The 18,945-nt window shown below is 35.2% G+C and carries 13 protein-coding genes; 2 read left to right on the top strand and 11 right to left on the bottom strand.

The genetic code is table 11. The features are described from left to right. Positions 1-38: 38 nt before the first annotated feature. A complete protein-coding gene (gene rho / locus M0M44_RS21665; protein WP_248727594.1) occupies positions 39-1,865 on the top strand; it encodes a transcription termination factor Rho in 1,827 nt (608 codons plus the stop codon). A gap of 168 nt (positions 1,866-2,033) precedes the next feature. Here the strand turns inward: rho and M0M44_RS21660 are convergent, their stop codons facing one another. From M0M44_RS21660 to M0M44_RS21640, 4 genes are all read right to left on the bottom strand, one after another. After that, complete coding sequence (locus M0M44_RS21660) at positions 2,034-3,050, bottom strand: M28 family peptidase (RefSeq protein WP_248727593.1); 1,017 nt, start codon at positions 3,048-3,050, stop codon at positions 2,034-2,036. Between the two features lie 5 nt (positions 3,051-3,055). Beyond that, positions 3,056-4,030, bottom strand: a complete 975-nt coding sequence (locus M0M44_RS21655) for a DUF3667 domain-containing protein (protein WP_420842747.1) — start codon at positions 4,028-4,030, stop codon at positions 3,056-3,058. A 54-nt stretch (positions 4,031-4,084) separates the two neighbouring features. After that, on the bottom strand, positions 4,085-4,858 hold the full coding sequence (locus M0M44_RS21645; RefSeq protein ID WP_248727592.1) for a dienelactone hydrolase family protein: 774 nt from the start codon (positions 4,856-4,858) through the stop codon (positions 4,085-4,087). Between the two features lie 110 nt (positions 4,859-4,968). Further along, the gene (locus M0M44_RS21640; protein WP_095928823.1) at positions 4,969-5,421 is read right to left on the bottom strand and encodes an Lrp/AsnC family transcriptional regulator; all 453 of its coding nucleotides are present in this window, start codon (positions 5,419-5,421) and stop codon (positions 4,969-4,971) included. Positions 5,422-5,645: 224 nt separating this feature from the next. Here M0M44_RS21640 and rocD point away from each other — a divergent pair, with 224 nt between their 5' ends. Further along, positions 5,646-6,896, top strand: a complete 1,251-nt coding sequence (gene rocD, locus M0M44_RS21635) for an ornithine--oxo-acid transaminase (protein WP_248727591.1) — start codon at positions 5,646-5,648, stop codon at positions 6,894-6,896. Positions 6,897-7,031: 135 nt separating this feature from the next. Here rocD and M0M44_RS21630 read toward each other — a convergent pair whose 3' ends face one another. From M0M44_RS21630 to M0M44_RS21600, 7 genes are all read right to left on the bottom strand, one after another. Then, on the bottom strand, positions 7,032-8,684 hold the full coding sequence (locus tag M0M44_RS21630; protein ID WP_248727590.1) for an arylsulfatase: 1,653 nt from the start codon (positions 8,682-8,684) through the stop codon (positions 7,032-7,034). Between the two features lie 172 nt (positions 8,685-8,856). After that, positions 8,857-10,305: a RagB/SusD family nutrient uptake outer membrane protein gene (locus M0M44_RS21625; RefSeq protein ID WP_248727589.1), complete on the bottom strand. Its 1,449-nt coding sequence runs from the start codon at positions 10,303-10,305 to the stop codon at positions 8,857-8,859. A 10-nt stretch (positions 10,306-10,315) separates the two neighbouring features. Next, positions 10,316-13,363: a SusC/RagA family TonB-linked outer membrane protein gene (locus tag M0M44_RS21620; protein WP_248727588.1), complete on the bottom strand. Its 3,048-nt coding sequence runs from the start codon at positions 13,361-13,363 to the stop codon at positions 10,316-10,318. Positions 13,364-14,064: 701 nt separating this feature from the next. Further along, complete coding sequence (locus M0M44_RS21615; RefSeq protein WP_248727587.1) at positions 14,065-15,324, bottom strand: YeiH family protein; 1,260 nt, start codon at positions 15,322-15,324, stop codon at positions 14,065-14,067. A gap of 116 nt (positions 15,325-15,440) precedes the next feature. After that, a complete protein-coding gene (locus M0M44_RS21610; protein WP_248727586.1) occupies positions 15,441-17,063 on the bottom strand; it encodes a sulfatase-like hydrolase/transferase in 1,623 nt (540 codons plus the stop codon). Between the two features lie 47 nt (positions 17,064-17,110). After that, positions 17,111-17,827, bottom strand: coding sequence for a thioredoxin domain-containing protein (locus M0M44_RS21605; RefSeq protein WP_248727585.1), 717 nt, complete (start codon positions 17,825-17,827; stop codon positions 17,111-17,113). Positions 17,828-17,838: 11 nt separating this feature from the next. Beyond that, on the bottom strand, positions 17,839-18,894 hold the full coding sequence (locus M0M44_RS21600) for a sterol desaturase family protein (protein WP_248727584.1): 1,056 nt from the start codon (positions 18,892-18,894) through the stop codon (positions 17,839-17,841). Between the last annotated feature and the right edge of the window lie 51 nt (positions 18,895-18,945).

The raw sequence follows: 18,945 nt of genomic DNA, 5'->3' as shown, positions 1-18,945 counted from the left end.
ACAGTATTCCTTAAAATAATTAAATTCATAGAACATTCATGTTTGATATTTCTGCATTAAAAGAAATGAAGCTTTCTGAGCTTCAAGAAATAGCTAAGTTAGCTAAAACAATAAAGATTACTGGTGTCAAAAAAGAGACTTTAATTAGTCAGATTTTAGCACACCAAGAGAGCACTACTGCGCCAGCTCCAGCTCCTCAAACAGAAGTAGTTTCTGATGCTAAAGAAGATAAACCAAAGCGTGCCAGAATTGCTCCAGCTAAAACAAAAGCAGCAAATACCAAAAATACACCCGTTTTAGAATTTGATAAAGTAGAGGAAACTGTTCAAAAAAACGATGCTGCAGACACAATTGAGCCAATTGCAGAAACGGCAACAGTAGAAGTACAGGATAAGAAAGAGCCAGTGGCAAAAAAAGAGCCGAAAGTTGTAAAATTCAGCAAATCGGCATACGAGAAAAAAGTAGCTCTTAAAAAAGAGAAAGAGGCTGTAAAAGAAGTTCCTGCAGAGGAAAATGTAGAAGCAGCCCCATCAGAGCCAATTACTTCTGAGCCAACAGCCGAAACAGCTGAAAAAACTCCTCAAATTGCTCCTGCTAAAAAGATCAATCCGAATCAGAATAAAAACCAGAACCCAAATCAGAATCAAAATCAGAGTGGGAATGGCAATGGAAACGGAAATCACAATAATCAAAATCCTAATCATAAAAATAAGAAGAACAATAATAATTTCAGGGATTCTGATTTTGAATTTGACGGAATTATTGAAAGTGAAGGTGTTCTTGAAATGATGCCTGACGGTTACGGATTTTTACGTTCATCAGATTATAATTATTTAGCTTCTCCAGATGATATTTATTTATCAACTTCACAAATCAGATTATTTGGTTTGAAAACTGGAGACACTGTAAAAGGAGTGGTTCGCCCTCCTAAAGAAGGCGAGAAGTTTTTCCCTTTGGTTCGTGTATTAAAAATTAACGGACACGATCCGCAAGTTGTTCGCGATAGAGTTTCTTTTGAACACTTGACACCTGTTTTCCCTTCAGAAAAATTCAAACTAGCCGAAAAAGGCAGTTCTATTTCAACCCGAATTATAGATTTGTTTTCACCAATAGGTAAGGGTCAGCGTGGTATGATCGTTGCACAGCCTAAAACAGGTAAAACAATGCTTCTTAAAGATATTGCAAATGCAATTGCAGCTAACCATCCTGAAGTTTACTTAATTGTTCTTTTGATTGACGAGCGTCCTGAAGAGGTTACTGATATGCAAAGAAGTGTTCGTGGTGAAGTTATTGCTTCAACTTTTGATAGAGAGCCGCAAGAGCACGTAAAAATTGCTAATATTGTATTAGAAAAAGCAAAACGTTTAGTAGAATGCGGTCACGATGTTGTGATTTTATTAGACTCTATTACGCGTTTAGCAAGAGCTTATAATACGGTTCAGCCAGCATCTGGAAAAGTATTAAGTGGAGGAGTTGATGCCAATGCATTGCAAAAACCAAAACGTTTCTTTGGAGCTGCAAGAAATGTAGAAAACGGTGGTTCTTTAAGTATTATCGCAACTGCATTAACAGAAACTGGTTCTAAAATGGACGAAGTAATCTTCGAAGAATTTAAAGGAACTGGTAACATGGAGCTTCAATTAGACCGTAAGATAGCGAATAAACGTATTTTCCCTGCAATCGATCTTACATCGTCAAGTACACGTCGCGATGACTTATTACTAGACGAAAAAACTTTACAAAGAATGTGGATTATGCGTAAATATCTATCTGATATGAACCCAGTAGAATCTATGGACTTCGTGAACGATCGTTTCAAGAAAACAAAGAATAACGAAGAATTTTTGATTTCGATGAATGACTAGTTAAAGTTGCTAAGGCTCTAAGATGCTAAGATTCTAAGTTTTTTAGCTTTGAGTAAAACTAAATCAAAAAAGATATAAAATAAAAAAAGGATGAGTTTAACTCATCCTTTTTTTATAACCGTTGCTAAGAGAAAAACTTAGAATCTTAGCATCTTAGAATCTTAGTAACTATTTTTTATCCACTACCGGTCTATTTTCTCTATTAGCTAAATCCCAAGCTACGACAAAAGCCAGTTTTGTTCTTTTAGTTAAAGCGTCGTATTCAATTTTTTGAGGCTCGTCACCTTTTCCGTGGTAATCTTCGTGAACTCCGTTAAAGAAGAAAACAGCTGGAATACCGTGTTTTGCAAAGTTATAGTGGTCAGAACGCTCATAGAAATGGTTTGGATCTTTTGGATCATTAAATTTAAAATCTAAGTCCATTTTGATATATTTTTCGTTTTGAGCTACAACTGCATTATGTAAATCAGAAGATAATCTGTCAGCACCAATTACATAAACGTAGTTGTTTGTATTTGAATGCTCAACATCACGACGTCCGATCATGTCAATGTTGATGTCTGCGATTGTATTGGCAATAGGAAACAATGGATTTTCAGAATAATAACGAGATCCGTGTAAGCCATGCTCTTCACCAGTTACATGAAGAAACAAAATAGAACGTTTTGGCCCGTGACCTTGTTTTTTAGCTTTAGCAAAAGCTTTAGCCATTTCGATCACTGCTACAGTTCCAGAACCATCATCATCAGCGCCATTATAAACTTCGCCATCTTTGATACCCACGTGATCATAGTGTGCAGAAATTACCAAAACTTCGTTTGGTTTTTCTGAACCTTCAATGTAAGCCCAGATATTTTCAGAATCTGGAAGATTCTGATTGCGTTTTGCGTTCATAAATGCTGCAGGAACTGGCTGATAGAAATCCGATGCTCCTTTTGGAAAAGAAATTCCGCTTTTTTTGTATTGCTCGATCATGTAAAGACCTGCTTTTTTCTGTCCTTTAGAACCCGTTTCTCGACCTTCCATTTCGTCAGAAGCAATAGTGTAAAGCATTTTTTTAAGATCTTTTTCGCTGATAGCTTTAACATATTTTGACGGATCCGAATTGTCTTTGGCTGTTGTTGACTGCGCAGTTTTACAAGAATACGCAGTAACAACTAATAATAAAATGAGTATTTTTTTCATTCTAGTTAGTGTAAATTAATAAATGTGTAAAGAACGTATAAACTGAGTAAAAATAGGATAAAAAGAGAATTTATTATAAACAATAAAAAGCTTTTTATAAAAGAGACTATTCTAGATTCGCCATAAAAACGGTGGTGTGCAGGATAAAAATAATAACACATCCAAATGGTTCCTGCAAATGTTGTAATGGATGATATAAAAGTTAGTGGGCTATCTTCTCCAAAAAGACCAATAACCCTATCAATGATAAACATGATGAGGAAAATCAGTAAGAGGAAAGAGAAATAGTGGAGTGTGAAAATTCCGTGATCAAAATAATACCACCTTTTTTTGCTATGAAAAAGCCATAAGAAAAAAGCAAAAAACGGCATGATTATAAAGAGAATTTTAGGAAGATTGTGAAAGAACGATTCAACAAATTTTACATAAATTTCTTTTTTGGTGTATTTTTCCGTGACGTGTATTGCTTTTTCAGAAAACCAATAAGAAGATGCATTTAGCTTCTCGCTTTCTTTTCCATATTTTTGAATTGAATCAAGTTCTTTCATTGTTTTAAAATGAAAATACCTTTTGTCATCCTTTCTGCTTATACTTAAGCTATCACTAGCTTTAGAAATTTCTTTGTTCAGCGCTTCTTCACTTTTGTCAATTTTTTCACCTACATTGTTTGGAAACATTGAAATCAATAAAAATGTAATAAAACTTATAAAAATATAAAGTCGAACTGGCGCAAGATAAGACAAACGTTTTCCCGAAAGATATTCTTTAGTAAGCGTTGAAGGTTTAAAAAGAAGATTTTTTATTGTTTTCCAAAAAGCATTTTCGTAATGGGTTAAATCTTCAAAAAAGTGAATAAATAAATGATGAAAAGTTTTTCGGCTATCGCTATTTTCTTGTCCACAGTTTGGGCAGTATTTCTGCTCCACAACATGCCTGCAATTTAGACAAGTTTTGTCTTCTCTAATTTTGTTATGTGACATTGGTTTATTTTAATTGATTGGTTCTGGTAGTTTTTAGGTATTTGTTTTTTGAAATTATTTTTTCAGGACTTCTTTTAAGAAAAGCTGTAAATGGTCAAAAGATCTTTTTGCAGCCACAGCATTATATGCAGCACCTTTAGAATTATCATTTCCCGCTTCAGGATTAGTAAAAGAATGAACGGCATTTGCATAATAAATCATCTCCCAATCTGCTTTGCCATCACGCATTTCCTGCTGGAAAGCAGCAATTTCGTCTTTTGAAACAAACGGATCATCGGCTCCATGACAAATAAGAACTTTCGTAGAAATCGGTTCGTTTTTTCTGCTGGCATCTTTTCCTAAACCACCGTGAAAGGAAGCAATACCTTTTACATTCAAATGTCCGCGGGCCGCTTCAAGAACACCGCTTCCTCCAAAGCAATATCCAATAGCAACAATATTATCGGCATTTGCGCCAGATTTTACTAATTCTTTCAAAGCAGCATCAATACGTTTTTGATACGCTTCGAAATTTGTTTTATAAAAACCAGCCTGTTTTCCAGCTTCTCCGGTATTTTTAGGATAATTTCCTTCGCCATAGATATCAGCGATAAAAACATGATAGCCCAATTTAGATAGTTCTTCTGCGATTCCTTTAGAAGCATTATCAATACCAAGCCATGCCGGTAAAAGTAAGATTCCTGAGTTGTTACTGCTTTTTTTTGCAGATTTTATAAATAAGCCATTAAGCTGCTGGCTTCCTTCTGTGTATTTTACTGGTTTTAATTGCGCATTCATAAGATTTGAGAATAAGATTGCACTGAATAAAATGATTATGGAGTTTTTCATAATTTCTTCAATTTTTAACAAATATCAGAAATATTATGTTACAAAAAAACCTCACAAGTAAATTCTTGTGAGGTTTGTAACCAATACTTTAAAAGAATGTTTTTCTTTTTTTATAAGGATATGTTTCGTTTAAAAGCGCAGCCCAATTCTACAATAGAATCGGTTTTGTCAATGCCTGGAATTCCGTCGATTTTTTCGTAAAGAATGCGGCGCATATGTTCGTGATTTGTTGCTATAATTTTTATGTAAAGAGTAAAAGAGCCTGTTACATAATAGCATTCGGTAATCTCAGGGATTTCTTTAAGCGCCTCAATAATTCTTTCAGAATCAGAATCTTTGTTTAATGTAAGTCCAGTAAAAGAAGCCCAGTCGTAACCAATTTTCTTTTCTTGAATAATGGGTTTTATTCCAGAAATCACACCTTGTTCAATCATTCTGTTAATACGCTGATGCACCATTGTATTTGATATTTTAAGATTAGTAGCGATAGAAGAAAAGGCCATTCTTCCGTCTTTTTCTAATTCTTTAATAATGCTAATATCAAATTCGTCTAATAATTCCATTCAATAAAAATCGTTTAAAAATTGGGTCTTTTGTTATTTATAAAAGTAATTCTTTTTTTTAATAAACAGCACATAATCTCATTTCCAAAAAAAATAAATATGTCTTTTTAAAAGTGCTTAAATTGAGTTTTTGACTTTTATTTTGTTGTATTTAAGTCAAAATATTGTTTTTTGGGTGTTAATTCGTTTAATTTTGATATTTTTGTAGAAATAAAAAGCATATTATGATAAGTACAGAAAAAACACTTTCATCAAAATCAGAAGTTTTGATTGATAAAGAAAACAAATATGGTGCTCATAATTACCACCCGCTTCCTGTAGTTTTAGAGCGTGGAGAAGGCGTATATGTATGGGATGTCGACGGAAAGAAATATTATGATTTTTTATCTGCTTATTCTGCGGTAAATCAAGGTCATTGCCATCCTAAAATTGTAAATGCAATGGTAGAGCAGGCGCAAAAACTGACTTTGACTTCTCGTGCTTTTTACAATGATAAATTAGGAAACTACGAAGAATACGTAACGAAATATTTTGGTTTCGATAAAGTTCTTCCAATGAATACGGGTGCTGAAGCAGTTGAAACCGCATTGAAAATTTCTAGAAAATGGGCTTATGAAGTAAAAGGAATTCCTGAGAATCAGGCACAGATTATTGTCTGCGAGAATAATTTTCATGGAAGAACAACGACTATCATTTCATTTTCAAATGATGAAACAGCGCGTAAAAACTTCGGTCCTTTTACAGATGGTTTCATCAAAATTGAATATGATAATTTAGAAGCTCTTGAAAATGCTTTAAATTCATCTAAAAATATTGCTGGATTCTTGGTTGAGCCTATTCAGGGTGAAGCAGGAGTTTATGTTCCATCTGAAGGTTATTTAGCGAAAGCGAAAGCGCTTTGCGAAAAACACAATGTTCTTTTTATTGCCGATGAGGTTCAAACGGGAATTGCACGTACAGGGAAACTATTAGCCGTTCATCACGAAAATGTGCAGCCTGATGTTTTAATTTTAGGAAAAGCAATTTCTGGTGGCGTTTATCCGGTTTCGGCTGTTTTATGTAATGACGAAATCATGAATGTGATTAAACCTGGACAGCACGGTTCTACTTTTGGAGGAAATCCTGTTGCAGCGGCCGTAGCGATTGCAGCTCTTGAAGTTATTAAAGACGAAAAATTGGCTGAAAATGCAGAACGTTTAGGAGTTATTTTAAGAGACGGATTAAATAAAATTGCTGAGAAAAATGATTTAATTACGCTGGTACGAGGAAAAGGACTTCTAAATGCCATCGTAATCAATACAGATGAAGAATCTGATTTGGCTTGGGAAATCTGCCTAAAATTTAGAGATAACGGATTATTGGCAAAACCAACTCACGGAAATAAAATTAGATTGGCTCCGCCTTTGGTAATGACAGAAGAACAAATTAATGAATGTCTGGAGATTATTGAGAAATCTTTGAATGATTTTAGGTAATCGAATGGAAATATAAAATAAAAAAGCAGCAAATAAATTGCTGCTTTTTTTGTACACCATTTTTTTGTTTTAAAAAGCAACTGTCTTAATAACAATCGCTTTTTTGCATAATTACTAAAATATCAAAAAAAGTAATTATTTCTTAGCAGCAGCACCCGGAATTAATTCTCCTTTTTGTTTGAATTTGCTGTATTCTACAACTCCAGTTTTATCTGCCCAGTCAAAATATTTTGCCGAAAGATCGTTTACAATTCCTGGATTTTGTGCGGCAATATTGGTTGTTTCTCCACGGTCTGCTTCAAGATCGTAAAGTTCCCATTGATAAGACGGATAAATGGAAACCAATTTCCATTTTCCTTCTCTAACCGCTCTATTCCCAGCTCTTTCCCAGAATAATGGCGCGCCGCGGTTTACTTCGGAAGCATTATCAAATAAAACTGGAAGTAAGCTTTTTCCTGGAAGTGGATTAGAAGTTACGCCATTTAAATTTTTAGGATATTCGATTCCAGCCAATTCGTAGAAAGTAGGAGCAAGGTCAATAATATGTCCAGTTCCTTTATCGATTCTTCCCGCTTTAATTTTTGATGGATACCAAGCAATAAACGGAGAGCTGAATCCGCCTTCGTGCATATTGTTTTTATAATCTTGTAACGGAGTATTCGATAAATATGCCCAGTTTTGTTCCTGATAATCAAAAGAACCAGAAGTTCCAATTGGTCCATCGTTACGAACCAAACCTCTTCTCAATGGATTGTAAGTATTAAAACCACCTTGAGCTCCATTATCAGCAATAAAAATAATCAGAGTATTTTTGTCTTTTTTCAAAGCTTTTAATTTGTCTAAAACTTTTCCAACGTTTTGGTCCATGTTATCTACCATTGCAGCATAAACTTCCATTTTGGCTTTCCAAAATTGCTTTTCGTCGTAAGTCAATTTATCCCATTCTGGAACTTCTGGGTCACGAGGAGCAATAGTTTGACCTGGAAGCAGAATGCCGTTTTCTTTTAATTTTTGAATTCTTTTTTCTCTTAAAGCATCCCAGCCTTCGTCAAATTTTCCTCTGTATTTGGCAATATCAACAGGTTTTGCCTGCAGTGGCCAGTGAGGCGCTGTAAATGCTAAGTATAAAAAGAAAGGCTTGTTTTCTTTGTTTTGTTCGTCTAAGAAAGTAACGGCATTGTTTCCGATTTCATCTGTGAAATAGTACGAATCATCTTTTGGATGTAATTCCTCATTATTACGAATCATTTTTACAGGATAAGCCGTTTTTCCGAATGGAAGCGGTTTTGTATCAAAATAATTCGCGGCTCCTTTTAAGATTCCGTAAAACTTATCAAAACCTCTTTGGTTGGGCCATTGCGCTTGATCTTCAGAACCTACGTGCCATTTTCCAGACATTAAAGTGCTGTAACCACCAGAACGGAAAACTTCTCCTAAGGTTAAAGATTCTTTGTTGAGATAACCCTGATAAGCTGGTAAACCTAGATTTACATCAAAATAACCAACTCCAGCCTTGTGCTGATATTGTCCTGTTAATAGAGAAGCTCTTGTTGGCGCGCAAATTGAGTTGTTGTAAAATTCGCGAAGTCGCGTTCCTTCTTTAGCCAAACGGTCTAGATTTGGCGTTTTAATTTCAGATCCATAATTTCCTAAATCTGAATATCCCATATCGTCCACCATAATCAAAATTACATTGGGTTTAGATGACGCGGTTTGGGCTTCGGTTTCATGAGAACCTATTATTCCTGTCAATAAAACAGAAAATAAAATGTTTATTCTTTTATTCATCTTATTTATAATTTACTGTTAGTATATTTTTAATTTTTAAAAGTTTTCTAACACATAGAAACATAGATTTTTTTGCTTTAAGCAGTATGTAAAAGAGAAATACATTTCTCAATACATAGCTATATTAAATTTAAACAGCATTTAAAAAGTATGTTTCTATGTGTTTAAAAAATTATCTCCAAGCCGGAACTTGCTTCAAATTCGGATTCAAATCCAATTCTCTTTGCGGAATAGGAAAGTGAACGTGTTTGGGTTGCGCATTGGTTTTGCCTGCCGCTTTTAATTTTGCTACAAAGTAATCTGGGCCTCTTCTTGCCAGATCAAACCAGCGCTGATATTCGTAAACCAATTCTTTTCTTCTTTCTTCAAAAACCGCTTCTCTAAAAGCATCTTGACTTAATGCTGGTGATGTTGTAGCCAATAATTCAATGCCTGCTCTGGTTCTTACTCGGTCAACTGCTGCATAAGCTTCTGGAGTTGGACCGCTGTTTTGTTCGTTTAAAGCTTCTGCATAAATCAGTAATACTTCTGCAAATCTTATAATTGGCGTGTTTTTAGAAGACTGTCCAGGCGAAGTTGGCGTTGCAGGATCAAAATATTTATTAAAATGAGGTGTTACTTTATATGTTTTTCCGTCGGTCGGACTCACAAATTCTACCGCAAAAGTGATGTACTTTCTTTTGTCATTTTCTGCAAAAGCTTCAAAAAGACCGCCTTCTTTATGTAATGCATCTGCCTGATCTCCTGCAATTCCAGGAACAGAAGTTGGTGCTGCTGTAGAAGCCAGCATATTTCCGTTCCAGTTGGTTAATCCTTTAAACTGAGCCGAGAAAATATGTTCTTTTCCGTTTTTGGTTGCCACATTAAAGACATCAGCATAATTTTCGAATAGATCATAAACTTTACTGTCAATGATTTCTTTGCTTTTTTCGGCTGCTTTCTGCCATTTTTTTTCGGTTAGATATACTTTCGCTAAAATGCTTTTTGCTGCTCCACTGGTTACACGACCTTTATTTTGCTGCACAACTGGAAGTGCTTCGGCATCAATTAGATCATTTTCAATTTGAGTATAAACATCAGCTTCAGGCGTATTGCTAACATTGATTGCTTCTGGCGTTAAAACTGTTGTTTCGTGTAAAACCAATGGAACATCTCCAAACCATCGTACTAAGTTAAAGTATAATAAGGCTCTTAAGAACTTTGCTTCGTTAATTAAATCTTTGTCTTTCTGTGAATTAAGATTTGGATTTTTAGCAATATTATCAATAGCCACATTCGCTCTATTGATTCCGTCATAACTTTGTCTCCACAATTCGATCATACGGTCATTTGATGCATCGTGCGTTAAATTGGACAAAGCTCTAACATGCGCATTTCTGGCTCTCGGTCCTGCTTCGTAATCGTCTGTTGCCATTTCGGTAGCAATTTGAATTAAACGATTGTACAACGTATGTGTTGAACTGTTTATAGCATTATGAATCGCAATGACTGCAGCATCGGCATCTTCGGTTGTTTTATAAAAATTGGTAGACGAAATAAATGCTTTCGGATCTTCGTCTAAAGTATTACAAGCACTCACTAAAAAGAGTACCGCTAGACTGAATATTATATTTTTTTTCATGATAAGTCTTTTAGAATGTTACGATTAAACCTCCTGAGATTGTTTTAGAAGCAGGATAAATTCCAGTATCTGTTCCTGGAGAAATTGTCGTTCCGTTTGTTACTTCTGGATCGTAGCCAGTGTATTTTGTCCACGTTAATAAGTTTTCTCCAATTACTCTGAATTTTACAGAGGTCAAACTTAATTTCTCTGATATTTTTTTAGGAAGATTGTAACTTAAAGCAATGTTTTTTAATCTCACGAAAGATCCATCTTCTACAAATCGATTAGAGAAAACTGGAGCTGGATCTAATTTTGCTCGAGGTGTTGTATTGCTCGGATTTGTTGGTGTCCACGCATCTAAAGCTGACGTTGAAGCATTTTGCTGTCCATTGTATAATTCTAAAGCCTGTAAGTTTCCGTTCAGGATTTTATTTCCAACAGAACCATTTACTAAAATGGCCAATTCAAAACCTCTATAAGTGAAATTATTTGAGAATCCGAAAACAAAATCAGGTTGTGCATCGCCAATACTGGTTCTGTCGGCTGCAGTTGTAAATGCGCCGTCTCCGTTAATATCTTTGTACAAGCGATCTCCAGCTTTTGGTGCTGCATTTCCTGTGTAAACGCCTTTTGTGGCAACTTCATCTGTCTGTAAAATTCCGTCTGTAACGGCACCATAAAAAGTTCCCAAAGACTCGCCAACTTTTAAAATGTAGTTTCCGAAAGTATAAAATTCGGCACCGTTTCCTAAAGCAATAATTTTGTTTTGGTTGAAGGCAATATTAAAGTTCGATGTCCAAGAAAATGCAGTATTTCCAAGAGAAGCATTCAAACCAAATTCAATTCCCTGATTTCTTACAGACCCAAAGTTTTGAAGTGAAGAAGTAAACCCTGTTGTGTACGGAAGCTGAACATCTAACAATAAATCTTTGGTGGTTTTGCGATAGACATCAACCGTTAAATTCAATTTATCATTGAAGAAACCAACATCAACACCAGCATCAAACTGATTGGTTAATTCCCATCCTAAATTGTCGTTTGCAATTCGCGTAGGCGTAAAACCTGTATAAATCTGATCTCCGAAAAGATATTTTACACTCGTCAAAGTCGATAAAGACTGGTATTCACCAATTTCTTGATTTCCTGTAGCGCCCCAGCTTGTTCTGATTTTTAAACTATTGATAACGTCTTTTACAGGATTAAAAAACGATTCGTTACTAATCTGCCAAGCTGCGGCTACAGAAGGGAAATAACCCCATTTATTATCTTTTCCGAAACGAGAAGAACCATCGGCTCTAATACTTCCTGTTAAGAAATATTTCGAATCATAATTATAATTTACTCTTGATAAAAATGAATTCAATCCCCAAGTGCTTTCACCAGAAGTTGGCATTAAAGCGACATTTCCGCTTTGTAAACTGTAGTAAGACGTAATATCGTTGACATATTGCTGTGATCCAGAAGTATTAAATTCTCTGGTTGAACTTTGCTGCGTATAACCCGCCAAAGCATTCAGATGGTGTTTTTCGCCAAATACTGTTGTATAGGTCAATGTATTCTCGTTTAACCAGCTTCTGGAATCGGCAGTTCCAATTTTTCCTTCTCCGTTTGTTATCGAACCTTCATAAATGCTAGATGGCAGATAGCTTTTTTCTTTGTTGAAAATCATATCGGTTCCAAAAGAAACTTTCAAAACCAGATTTTTCAAAATATCATATTCGCCGTAAATAGTTCCTAAAATACGATCGGTAATAGATTGGTTTTTGCGTTCGTTTAAAGTCGCAATTGGGTTAGCAAAAATATTCTCAAACGGATTTCTTAAAGTATAACTTCCGTCTGGCTCATAAATCGTTGCAGTTGGTGGCATGCTCAATAAAGCTGTAACCAAACCAGTTGGCGCCACTTTTGCTTTGGTTTCTGCGATAGTTAAGTTTAATCCGAATCGTGCTTTGCTGCTTATTTTTGAATTTAAATTTACACGTCCGCTGAAACGTTCAAAACCTGTGTTTTTTATAATACCTTCCTGATTGTAATAATTTCCAGAAACCGCATATTTGGTCTGATTGTTTCCGCCAGAAACACTTAATTGGTGATTTTGTGTCAATCCTTTCTGGAAAGCCGCGTCTTGCCAGTCGGTTCCTTTTCCTAATTGAGCAATTTGTGCATCAGTCAGATATTGGTTTGGTCCGCCTGATGGGTTAGAATCGTATAAAGCGGCATTTCTCAATCTTGAAAAACCTTGTGCGTCTAGCACATCAACTTTTTTACGAACCGACTGTTGCCCAATTGTAAAATCATAATTTACAGTGGTAGCATTATTTGAGCCTTTTTTGGTGGTGATAATGACAACTCCGTTTGCTCCTCTAGAACCGTAAATAGCTGTTGAAGAAGCGTCTTTTAAAACCGTAATCGACTCGATGTCTGACGGATTTATGGTAGAAAGCGGGTTGGTCGGTGTACCGCTCAAAACGCCAGAAGTGACTTCTGAATTGTATAACGGAAATCCGTCAATTACATACAAAGGCTCATTTCCGCCCTGAATAGAACTTCCGCCACGGATACGAATGCTCATTCCTGCACCCGGCTGACCAGAAGTTTGTGTTACGTTAACACCGGCAACAGAACCTTGAAGTGAACTTTCCAATGTTTTCTGAGTTGCTTTTAATGACATTTGAGCTACGGTTTCGGCAGCTCCAGTATAATCTTTTTTGGAAGTGCTTCCGTATCCAATGATTACGATTTCATTTAATTCTTTGACATCTTCTTTTAGTGAGATCTGAATGAAATCTTTGGTTGCGATATGTTCTGCTGTAACGTAGCCTAAATAGCTTACGATTAAAGTGTAAGGAAATTTTTGTCCCGTTTGAAAATAGAATTTTCCGTCTAAATCGGTTACAGAACTGTGCGTTGTTCCTTTTATCTGAATAGTTACACCTGGAATGGGCTGATTGGTAACCTGATCTACAACGGTACCATTTAAGGTTGAATTAATTAAGGGTTGCGTGTTTTGTGCTTTAATTCCGATCGAAATTAAGAATACAAAAAGCCACAAAAAGGCATGTAATTGCTTGTTCATTACTTTTTTGGATTTAAATAATAAAGCGGTACGGAAAATTGGTTTTCAAATTCCGAAGGCTTTCTTTAGTGATAAATGTTCTTTGAGTCTTGCCATTTCTGTTGCCGCAGAAATGGTTTTTACTATGAAAGGATAGGGCAGTGCATTATTTTCATTTTGTAATCTTGTTTAGTTATTATTTTTTTAGTTAATATGGTTTTGACATAGTTAATCGTTCAATACTTATGTATTAATCGTTTATTGTCAAGATGTAATCTAGTTTGTGATTTTATTTTCGATAAGAAACGAAAACTGAGATAGAATTTTTAACAGCACATGCACATATAACTAAAAGCGTTATAAGTGAATTTTTCAGGAAGAATGTAATGCGATGTGTAAGCTGTTGTTTTCAAAATGTAGTTCTTTATTGTTTAAACTCTACTAATCCTATAGACAAAGTTAATTTTATTATAATGAAAACCAAAAGATTATTTAATTTTTTTGGTAAAAAGTATATTTAAAGAATTTAAAATATATTATTAGTGTTTTTAAAACGTTGTAAATTAGTTGTTTAATGTTTTTGTTTGAAAAAATAAATGAAGATGTAAACTCCTTTGTTATACAGTTTTTACTTGCTTTTTTTAGGTTGATACTGAATTATAAAAGGAACCCCAACAGGTTTTTAAAAACTGTCGGGGTTGATATGGAATATTAATACTTTTTTAAGGTTTGAAAAGCAAAAAAGCGATAATCAATGTAATAATGATATTAAAGAATTGCGCAACAAGAAAAGCTATTAAAGGTTTTCTGCTATTGCTTTGGAGTAAATCTTTAAAATTAGTTTCTAAACCGATACTTGTAAAAGCCAAAGCAAACCAAAGTCCCTGTAGATTTTTTAAACTTTCTTTGACGCTTTCTCGGGTTTCTGGTGCAATAAAAAACGAAAAGACAATAGAAGCTGCAATAAAACCAATGACAAATTTTGGAAAACGCTCCCAGATTACGCCAAGGGTTGGTTTTGATTCTTGAACTTCAGAAGACTTATTGTGAGTGTAAGTCCAATAAATGGAAATGGCAAAAGCGGCTAAACCCAATAAAACATTTTGAGAAAATTTTACAATCGTGCTTATTTTTAAAGCAGTTTCACCAACCAAAGTTCCAGAAGCGACAACTGCTCCAGAAGTGTCAATGCTTCCGCCAAGCCATGCTCCAGTTACTTCTTCAGGAAAATTAAAATGGCTGGCAATGATGGGCATAAAAATCATCATCGGAATGGCAGTAACCAAAACCATCGAAATGACATAAGAGAGTTTTTTAGAATCTCCTTTTATAGCTCCCGAAGTTGCAATCGCTGCCGAAACGCCACAGATAGAAACCGCACTCGAAATCATCATCGTTAATTCGTCGTCTACTTTTAGTTTTTTACACAACCAGAATGCAAAATACCAAACAGACAAAACAACCACCAAAGCCTGAATTAAACCTAAAGATCCGGCCTTTAAAATATCCGAAAAAATAACACTCGTTCCCAATAAAACCAATCCAATTTTGACAAAAAGTTCAGTTGATAAAGCAGAGCGAAACCATTCTGGAAGCTTGAAAAAATTCCCGATAATCAATCCGATAACTAAACTGAAAATAACAGCTTCCAGATTTAGAGCTTTTACTTCAGAATTTCCTGCAAGTATTAAGGCGATTATCGTTAGGATATAAATAATTGGAAAACCCAAAATGAAATTTTTAATTGATTTCCCAACTAAGAAAGTTCCAATTGTTCCGATAGAAATAAAATAAAGGAATTGAAAACTAATTGTTCGAATGTTTTTGATTTCGAAAACATTGTTTATTAAATCATTTCCGTTTGTCCATTTAAAGACAGGAACTTGTGGAAGAAAAATAAAAAGTAAAATTCCGATAATGATAAAACCGAGAATAACGACGGTCCAGTCTTCGTGTATAGTAAATTTTGTTGAGGTTGACATTTAATTGTTTTCTTTCCTGCGAGGTTTCCAAAACCTTGTAGGTATTAATTATAGATTTGAATTTTAGATCAAACCCGACAGGTTTTTAAAACCTGTCGGGTTTGTATAAAGGATAATTAGAGATCGACAAAGTATTTTTGTTTGCCAAAATCAAATTCATAATAGGTTAGATTTGGCCAAAGCGGTTTAATCAATCCTTTTTCCCAGTTTTGTAAAGCAACTTGTAATTCCTTTACCTTTTCAGGATTTTTTTGAGAGAGGTCTGTTGTTTCAAATTTATCTGAAGCAAGATTGTACAGCCATTTTTCATGTGTTTTTCCACTGATAACGAGTTTCCAGTCGCCACTTCTAATCGCTTTTGCATCGCCCGAGCGCCAGTATAAATCTTTGTGAGCAACTTTATTTTCATTTACGGTTTTGACTAAATCGACTCCATCATAAATCCTGTCTTTTGGTAAATCAGAACCAATCGCCGAGGCAATGGTTGTGAAAATGTCTAAAGTGCTTACTGGATTTTTGTAAACAGTATGAGGTTTGATTTTTCCTTTCCACGAAAGTGCAAAAGGAACATTAATTCCGCCTTCAAAATGAGAAAACTTCCCGCCTTTAAGAGGGGCATTTGTCGTAGCAAAAGTATAATCGGCACCACCATTATCACTGGCAAAAACGATTAAAGTGTTTTCTTCCAAACCTTCTTTTTTGATTTTTTCACGGATTCTTCCAACTGCATCGTCTAAAGCACTGATCATAGCAAAATAAACGCGTTTGTTTTCATCTTTAACATTCGGAAAACGATCGTAATATTTTTTACGAACCTGAAAAGGCGTATGCGGAGCGTTAAACGGAATATAAAGCAAGAAAGGTTTGTTCTTGTTTTTATCAATAAAAGCTTCAGCTTCGTCCGCAAATTTTTCGGTTAAGTACGCTTTTTCATCAATAATGGTGCTGTCTCGGCGAATTTGCCCAATTCCAACACGGCCTTTGCCCCAAATGGTTTTGTCGGTAAAATCTTTGTGATGATGATTAATGATGTCGGGATTATCATCTTCAGGTGCATAAAGTGAAAATGCCTGATAAAACCCATAATGATAATCGAAACCACGGTCCAAAGGAAAGAAACCTTTGTTGTGGCCTAAATGCCATTTTCCGATAATTCCGGTTCTGTAACCTTGCCTTTTGGCGAGATCACCAAATGTGATTTCAGATTTAGGCAAGCCTTGCGTTGCAATTGAAGCATCATTCGGATATTCGATCTTATCATTTAATTTCCAATTGTTGGTATTCAGCAAATACTTAAAAGCATAATATTCTAAATTGTTTTTAGGATAACGATCTCCAGGCTGATATTCATGTCCAAAACGTTCCTGATATCTTCCTGTAATTAGCCCCGCACGTGAAGGGGAACAGATCGCTGCAGACGCATATCCATCAGTAAAAGTAACTCCAGAAGCAGCCAAAGAATCAATTTGTGGAGTAGGAGTCGATTTTCCGCCATAGAGCGAAATATCATATTTGCCTAAATCATCGGCAAGGAGAATAATGATATTCGTCTTTTTGCTTGATGCTGAATCAGACGGAGCTTTGGATGCTAAAAATTCCTTTTTGCCTTCGGCTAGTTTTTGGTCTTCTTTTACTAAAGTTCCATTTGTATTTATGGGCCAAAATAGAAACGCTGCCAGAATAAGCATTATGATTAAAATTGGTAGAACAACTTTGGTAATTTTTTTCTTGGTTGGCATATTGTTTTTGGTTAGTTATTTTAATGAAATGACAATATTGTGGCTCTCTATTTAGAAGCCAATGCAACATCAACTTCATTTTTCAAATCGTTGATGCCTTCTTTCTTAAAAACAATTTTTCCGTTTTGATATAAAATCAAGGTCGGGAAAACTTTTACAGTTTTTAAATCGGCAATAACTTGCGGGCTGTCTTCCAGTTCAATTTCTACGATTTTTAAATTTGTTCCATATTCTGATCGTATGGTTTCTAGAACTGGTTTTACTTTTTTACAAGGACCGCAGTATTTGGAACCAATATCTACCAGAACGGTCTTGTTATCGGCAATGATTTTATTGAATTCTGCCAGTGATAATTTGCTTTTTAGATTAGAATAAAAAGGCTTTCCGTTTCCAATCCAGTTGGCAATTCCGCCTTCTAAACTATAGGCTTCTGAAAAACCATTTTTTAATAATTCTTTTTCTAAAGCAACACTTCGGCCAGCTCCGATAGAATAGATAAAAACAGGTTTGGATTTGTCTAGTTTAGCAATAGATTGCGCGTAGTTTTCAGATTGAAGATTAAAGTTTACGGCACCTTCAATATGATTCAATGCAAATTCGTCAGGAGTTCTCGCATCGACAATTTGCGGATTTTTTTGACTTTTTATTTTCGAATAAAATGAATCTAATGACAATGAACTATGACTTTCATTTTGCGAAAAAGCAGCAACTGCCCATAAAAAGGCAATTGCTGTTATACTGGTTTTTAAAAATTGATTTTTCATATCAGTAAATATTATACTTGTTCTAAAACAGGTTTAGGAGTTTCTTCGGCAACTGCCTTAGGTTTTAACGGAAGTGATAATACTCCATCGGCAAGACAGCTTCCTTCTTTTTTGGATTTAAAAATTGGCCAAAGAAACTGCGCGTACCATTCTTCTTGTTTGTACGATTTTGTTCCAAATGATTTAGGATATTTTCGAGTAATCAATCCCGTTCCAAAAATGATATCCCAGATAAAAAACATGTTTCCGAAATTGCCTTTAAAGTGTCCCACACCATCTCCACTTGTATCTGCGTGGTGCGCTTGATGTGTGGCAGGAGTAGAAATCAGTCTTTCTAAAACCCACGCAATTGGATGCAATACTTTGTATTTGTAGAAAGGCTTATCCCATGGAATGCTAGAATGCGCTCCCAAAGTGATAAAACTTTTAATTACTAAAACAAACAAGGCAGGAAGCCCTAAACCTAAATAAGTCAGTGTTGCTGTCAAATAAATTTGAGAGAAGAAAACCGTGTAAATAAAGTTTTGTCTAGACGCCATCGCCATTCCCATATACGGAGCCGAATGGTGTGTTCTATGAAAACGCCATAAAAACGGAACTTGGTGATGCAATCTATGATACCAGTACTGCGTTAAATCGTCGGCAATGGCAATTAAGAAAAAGCCTCCCCAAAACGGAACCCATGACAATGAGTTAGCTAAGTTTGGTAATAAATAAGGAAGAGCAGTTAAACTGAAAAAAGCAATTACAGGAGGCAAAAGCAATTTTGGAGCTAAGAAACAAACGATATCTATTTTGCGTTCTTCGCCTGTCCATTCGTCGTCATATAATCCTGCTGCAAATTCAATTACGCCTAGAACCAGCATAAAAACAGTTAATCCCCAAGTTCTAATGTTTGCAAAAGCAGGCTGTGCAAACTCTAAAAATGAAGGCAGTGTAATATGCGATTCACTTGCAGCTGCGCCTGTTAGTTTAAAATACAGATAAATTGCCACGACAGGCAATGAATAAATGAAGAAGCTTATTGTTAAGTCTCTTGTTAATTTTTCTTTTTGAACTATAGCCATGATTTCTTATTTTAAAAATTGATTTATTACTGCTAATCCGCCAGCTAGAAT

Origin of the sequence: Flavobacterium humidisoli (assembly GCF_023272795.1) — a bacterium.
Lineage (GTDB): Bacteria > Bacteroidota > Bacteroidia > Flavobacteriales > Flavobacteriaceae > Flavobacterium > Flavobacterium humidisoli.
Note: the sequence above shows the minus strand (reverse complement) of the source record. Positions and strands in the feature narration are given on the sequence as shown.

What these genes read in the sequence shown, in the direction of transcription:
- rho (WP_248727594.1), top strand. Translation starts at nt 39, where the DNA reads ATGTTTGATATTTCTGCATTAAAAGAAATGAAGCTTTCTGAGCTTCAA.
- M0M44_RS21660 (WP_248727593.1), bottom strand. Translation starts at nt 3,050, where the DNA reads ATGAAAAAAATACTCATTTTATTATTAGTTGTTACTGCGTATTCTTGT.
- M0M44_RS21655 (WP_420842747.1), bottom strand. Translation starts at nt 4,030, where the DNA reads ATGTCACATAACAAAATTAGAGAAGACAAAACTTGTCTAAATTGCAGG.
- M0M44_RS21645 (WP_248727592.1), bottom strand. Translation starts at nt 4,858, where the DNA reads ATGAAAAACTCCATAATCATTTTATTCAGTGCAATCTTATTCTCAAAT.
- M0M44_RS21640 (WP_095928823.1), bottom strand. Translation starts at nt 5,421, where the DNA reads ATGGAATTATTAGACGAATTTGATATTAGCATTATTAAAGAATTAGAA.
- rocD (WP_248727591.1), top strand. Translation starts at nt 5,646, where the DNA reads ATGATAAGTACAGAAAAAACACTTTCATCAAAATCAGAAGTTTTGATT.
- M0M44_RS21630 (WP_248727590.1), bottom strand. Translation starts at nt 8,684, where the DNA reads ATGAATAAAAGAATAAACATTTTATTTTCTGTTTTATTGACAGGAATA.
- M0M44_RS21625 (WP_248727589.1), bottom strand. Translation starts at nt 10,305, where the DNA reads ATGAAAAAAAATATAATATTCAGTCTAGCGGTACTCTTTTTAGTGAGT.
- M0M44_RS21620 (WP_248727588.1), bottom strand. Translation starts at nt 13,363, where the DNA reads ATGAACAAGCAATTACATGCCTTTTTGTGGCTTTTTGTATTCTTAATT.
- M0M44_RS21615 (WP_248727587.1), bottom strand. Translation starts at nt 15,324, where the DNA reads ATGTCAACCTCAACAAAATTTACTATACACGAAGACTGGACCGTCGTT.
- M0M44_RS21610 (WP_248727586.1), bottom strand. Translation starts at nt 17,063, where the DNA reads ATGCCAACCAAGAAAAAAATTACCAAAGTTGTTCTACCAATTTTAATC.
- M0M44_RS21605 (WP_248727585.1), bottom strand. Translation starts at nt 17,827, where the DNA reads ATGAAAAATCAATTTTTAAAAACCAGTATAACAGCAATTGCCTTTTTA.
- M0M44_RS21600 (WP_248727584.1), bottom strand. Translation starts at nt 18,894, where the DNA reads ATGGCTATAGTTCAAAAAGAAAAATTAACAAGAGACTTAACAATAAGC.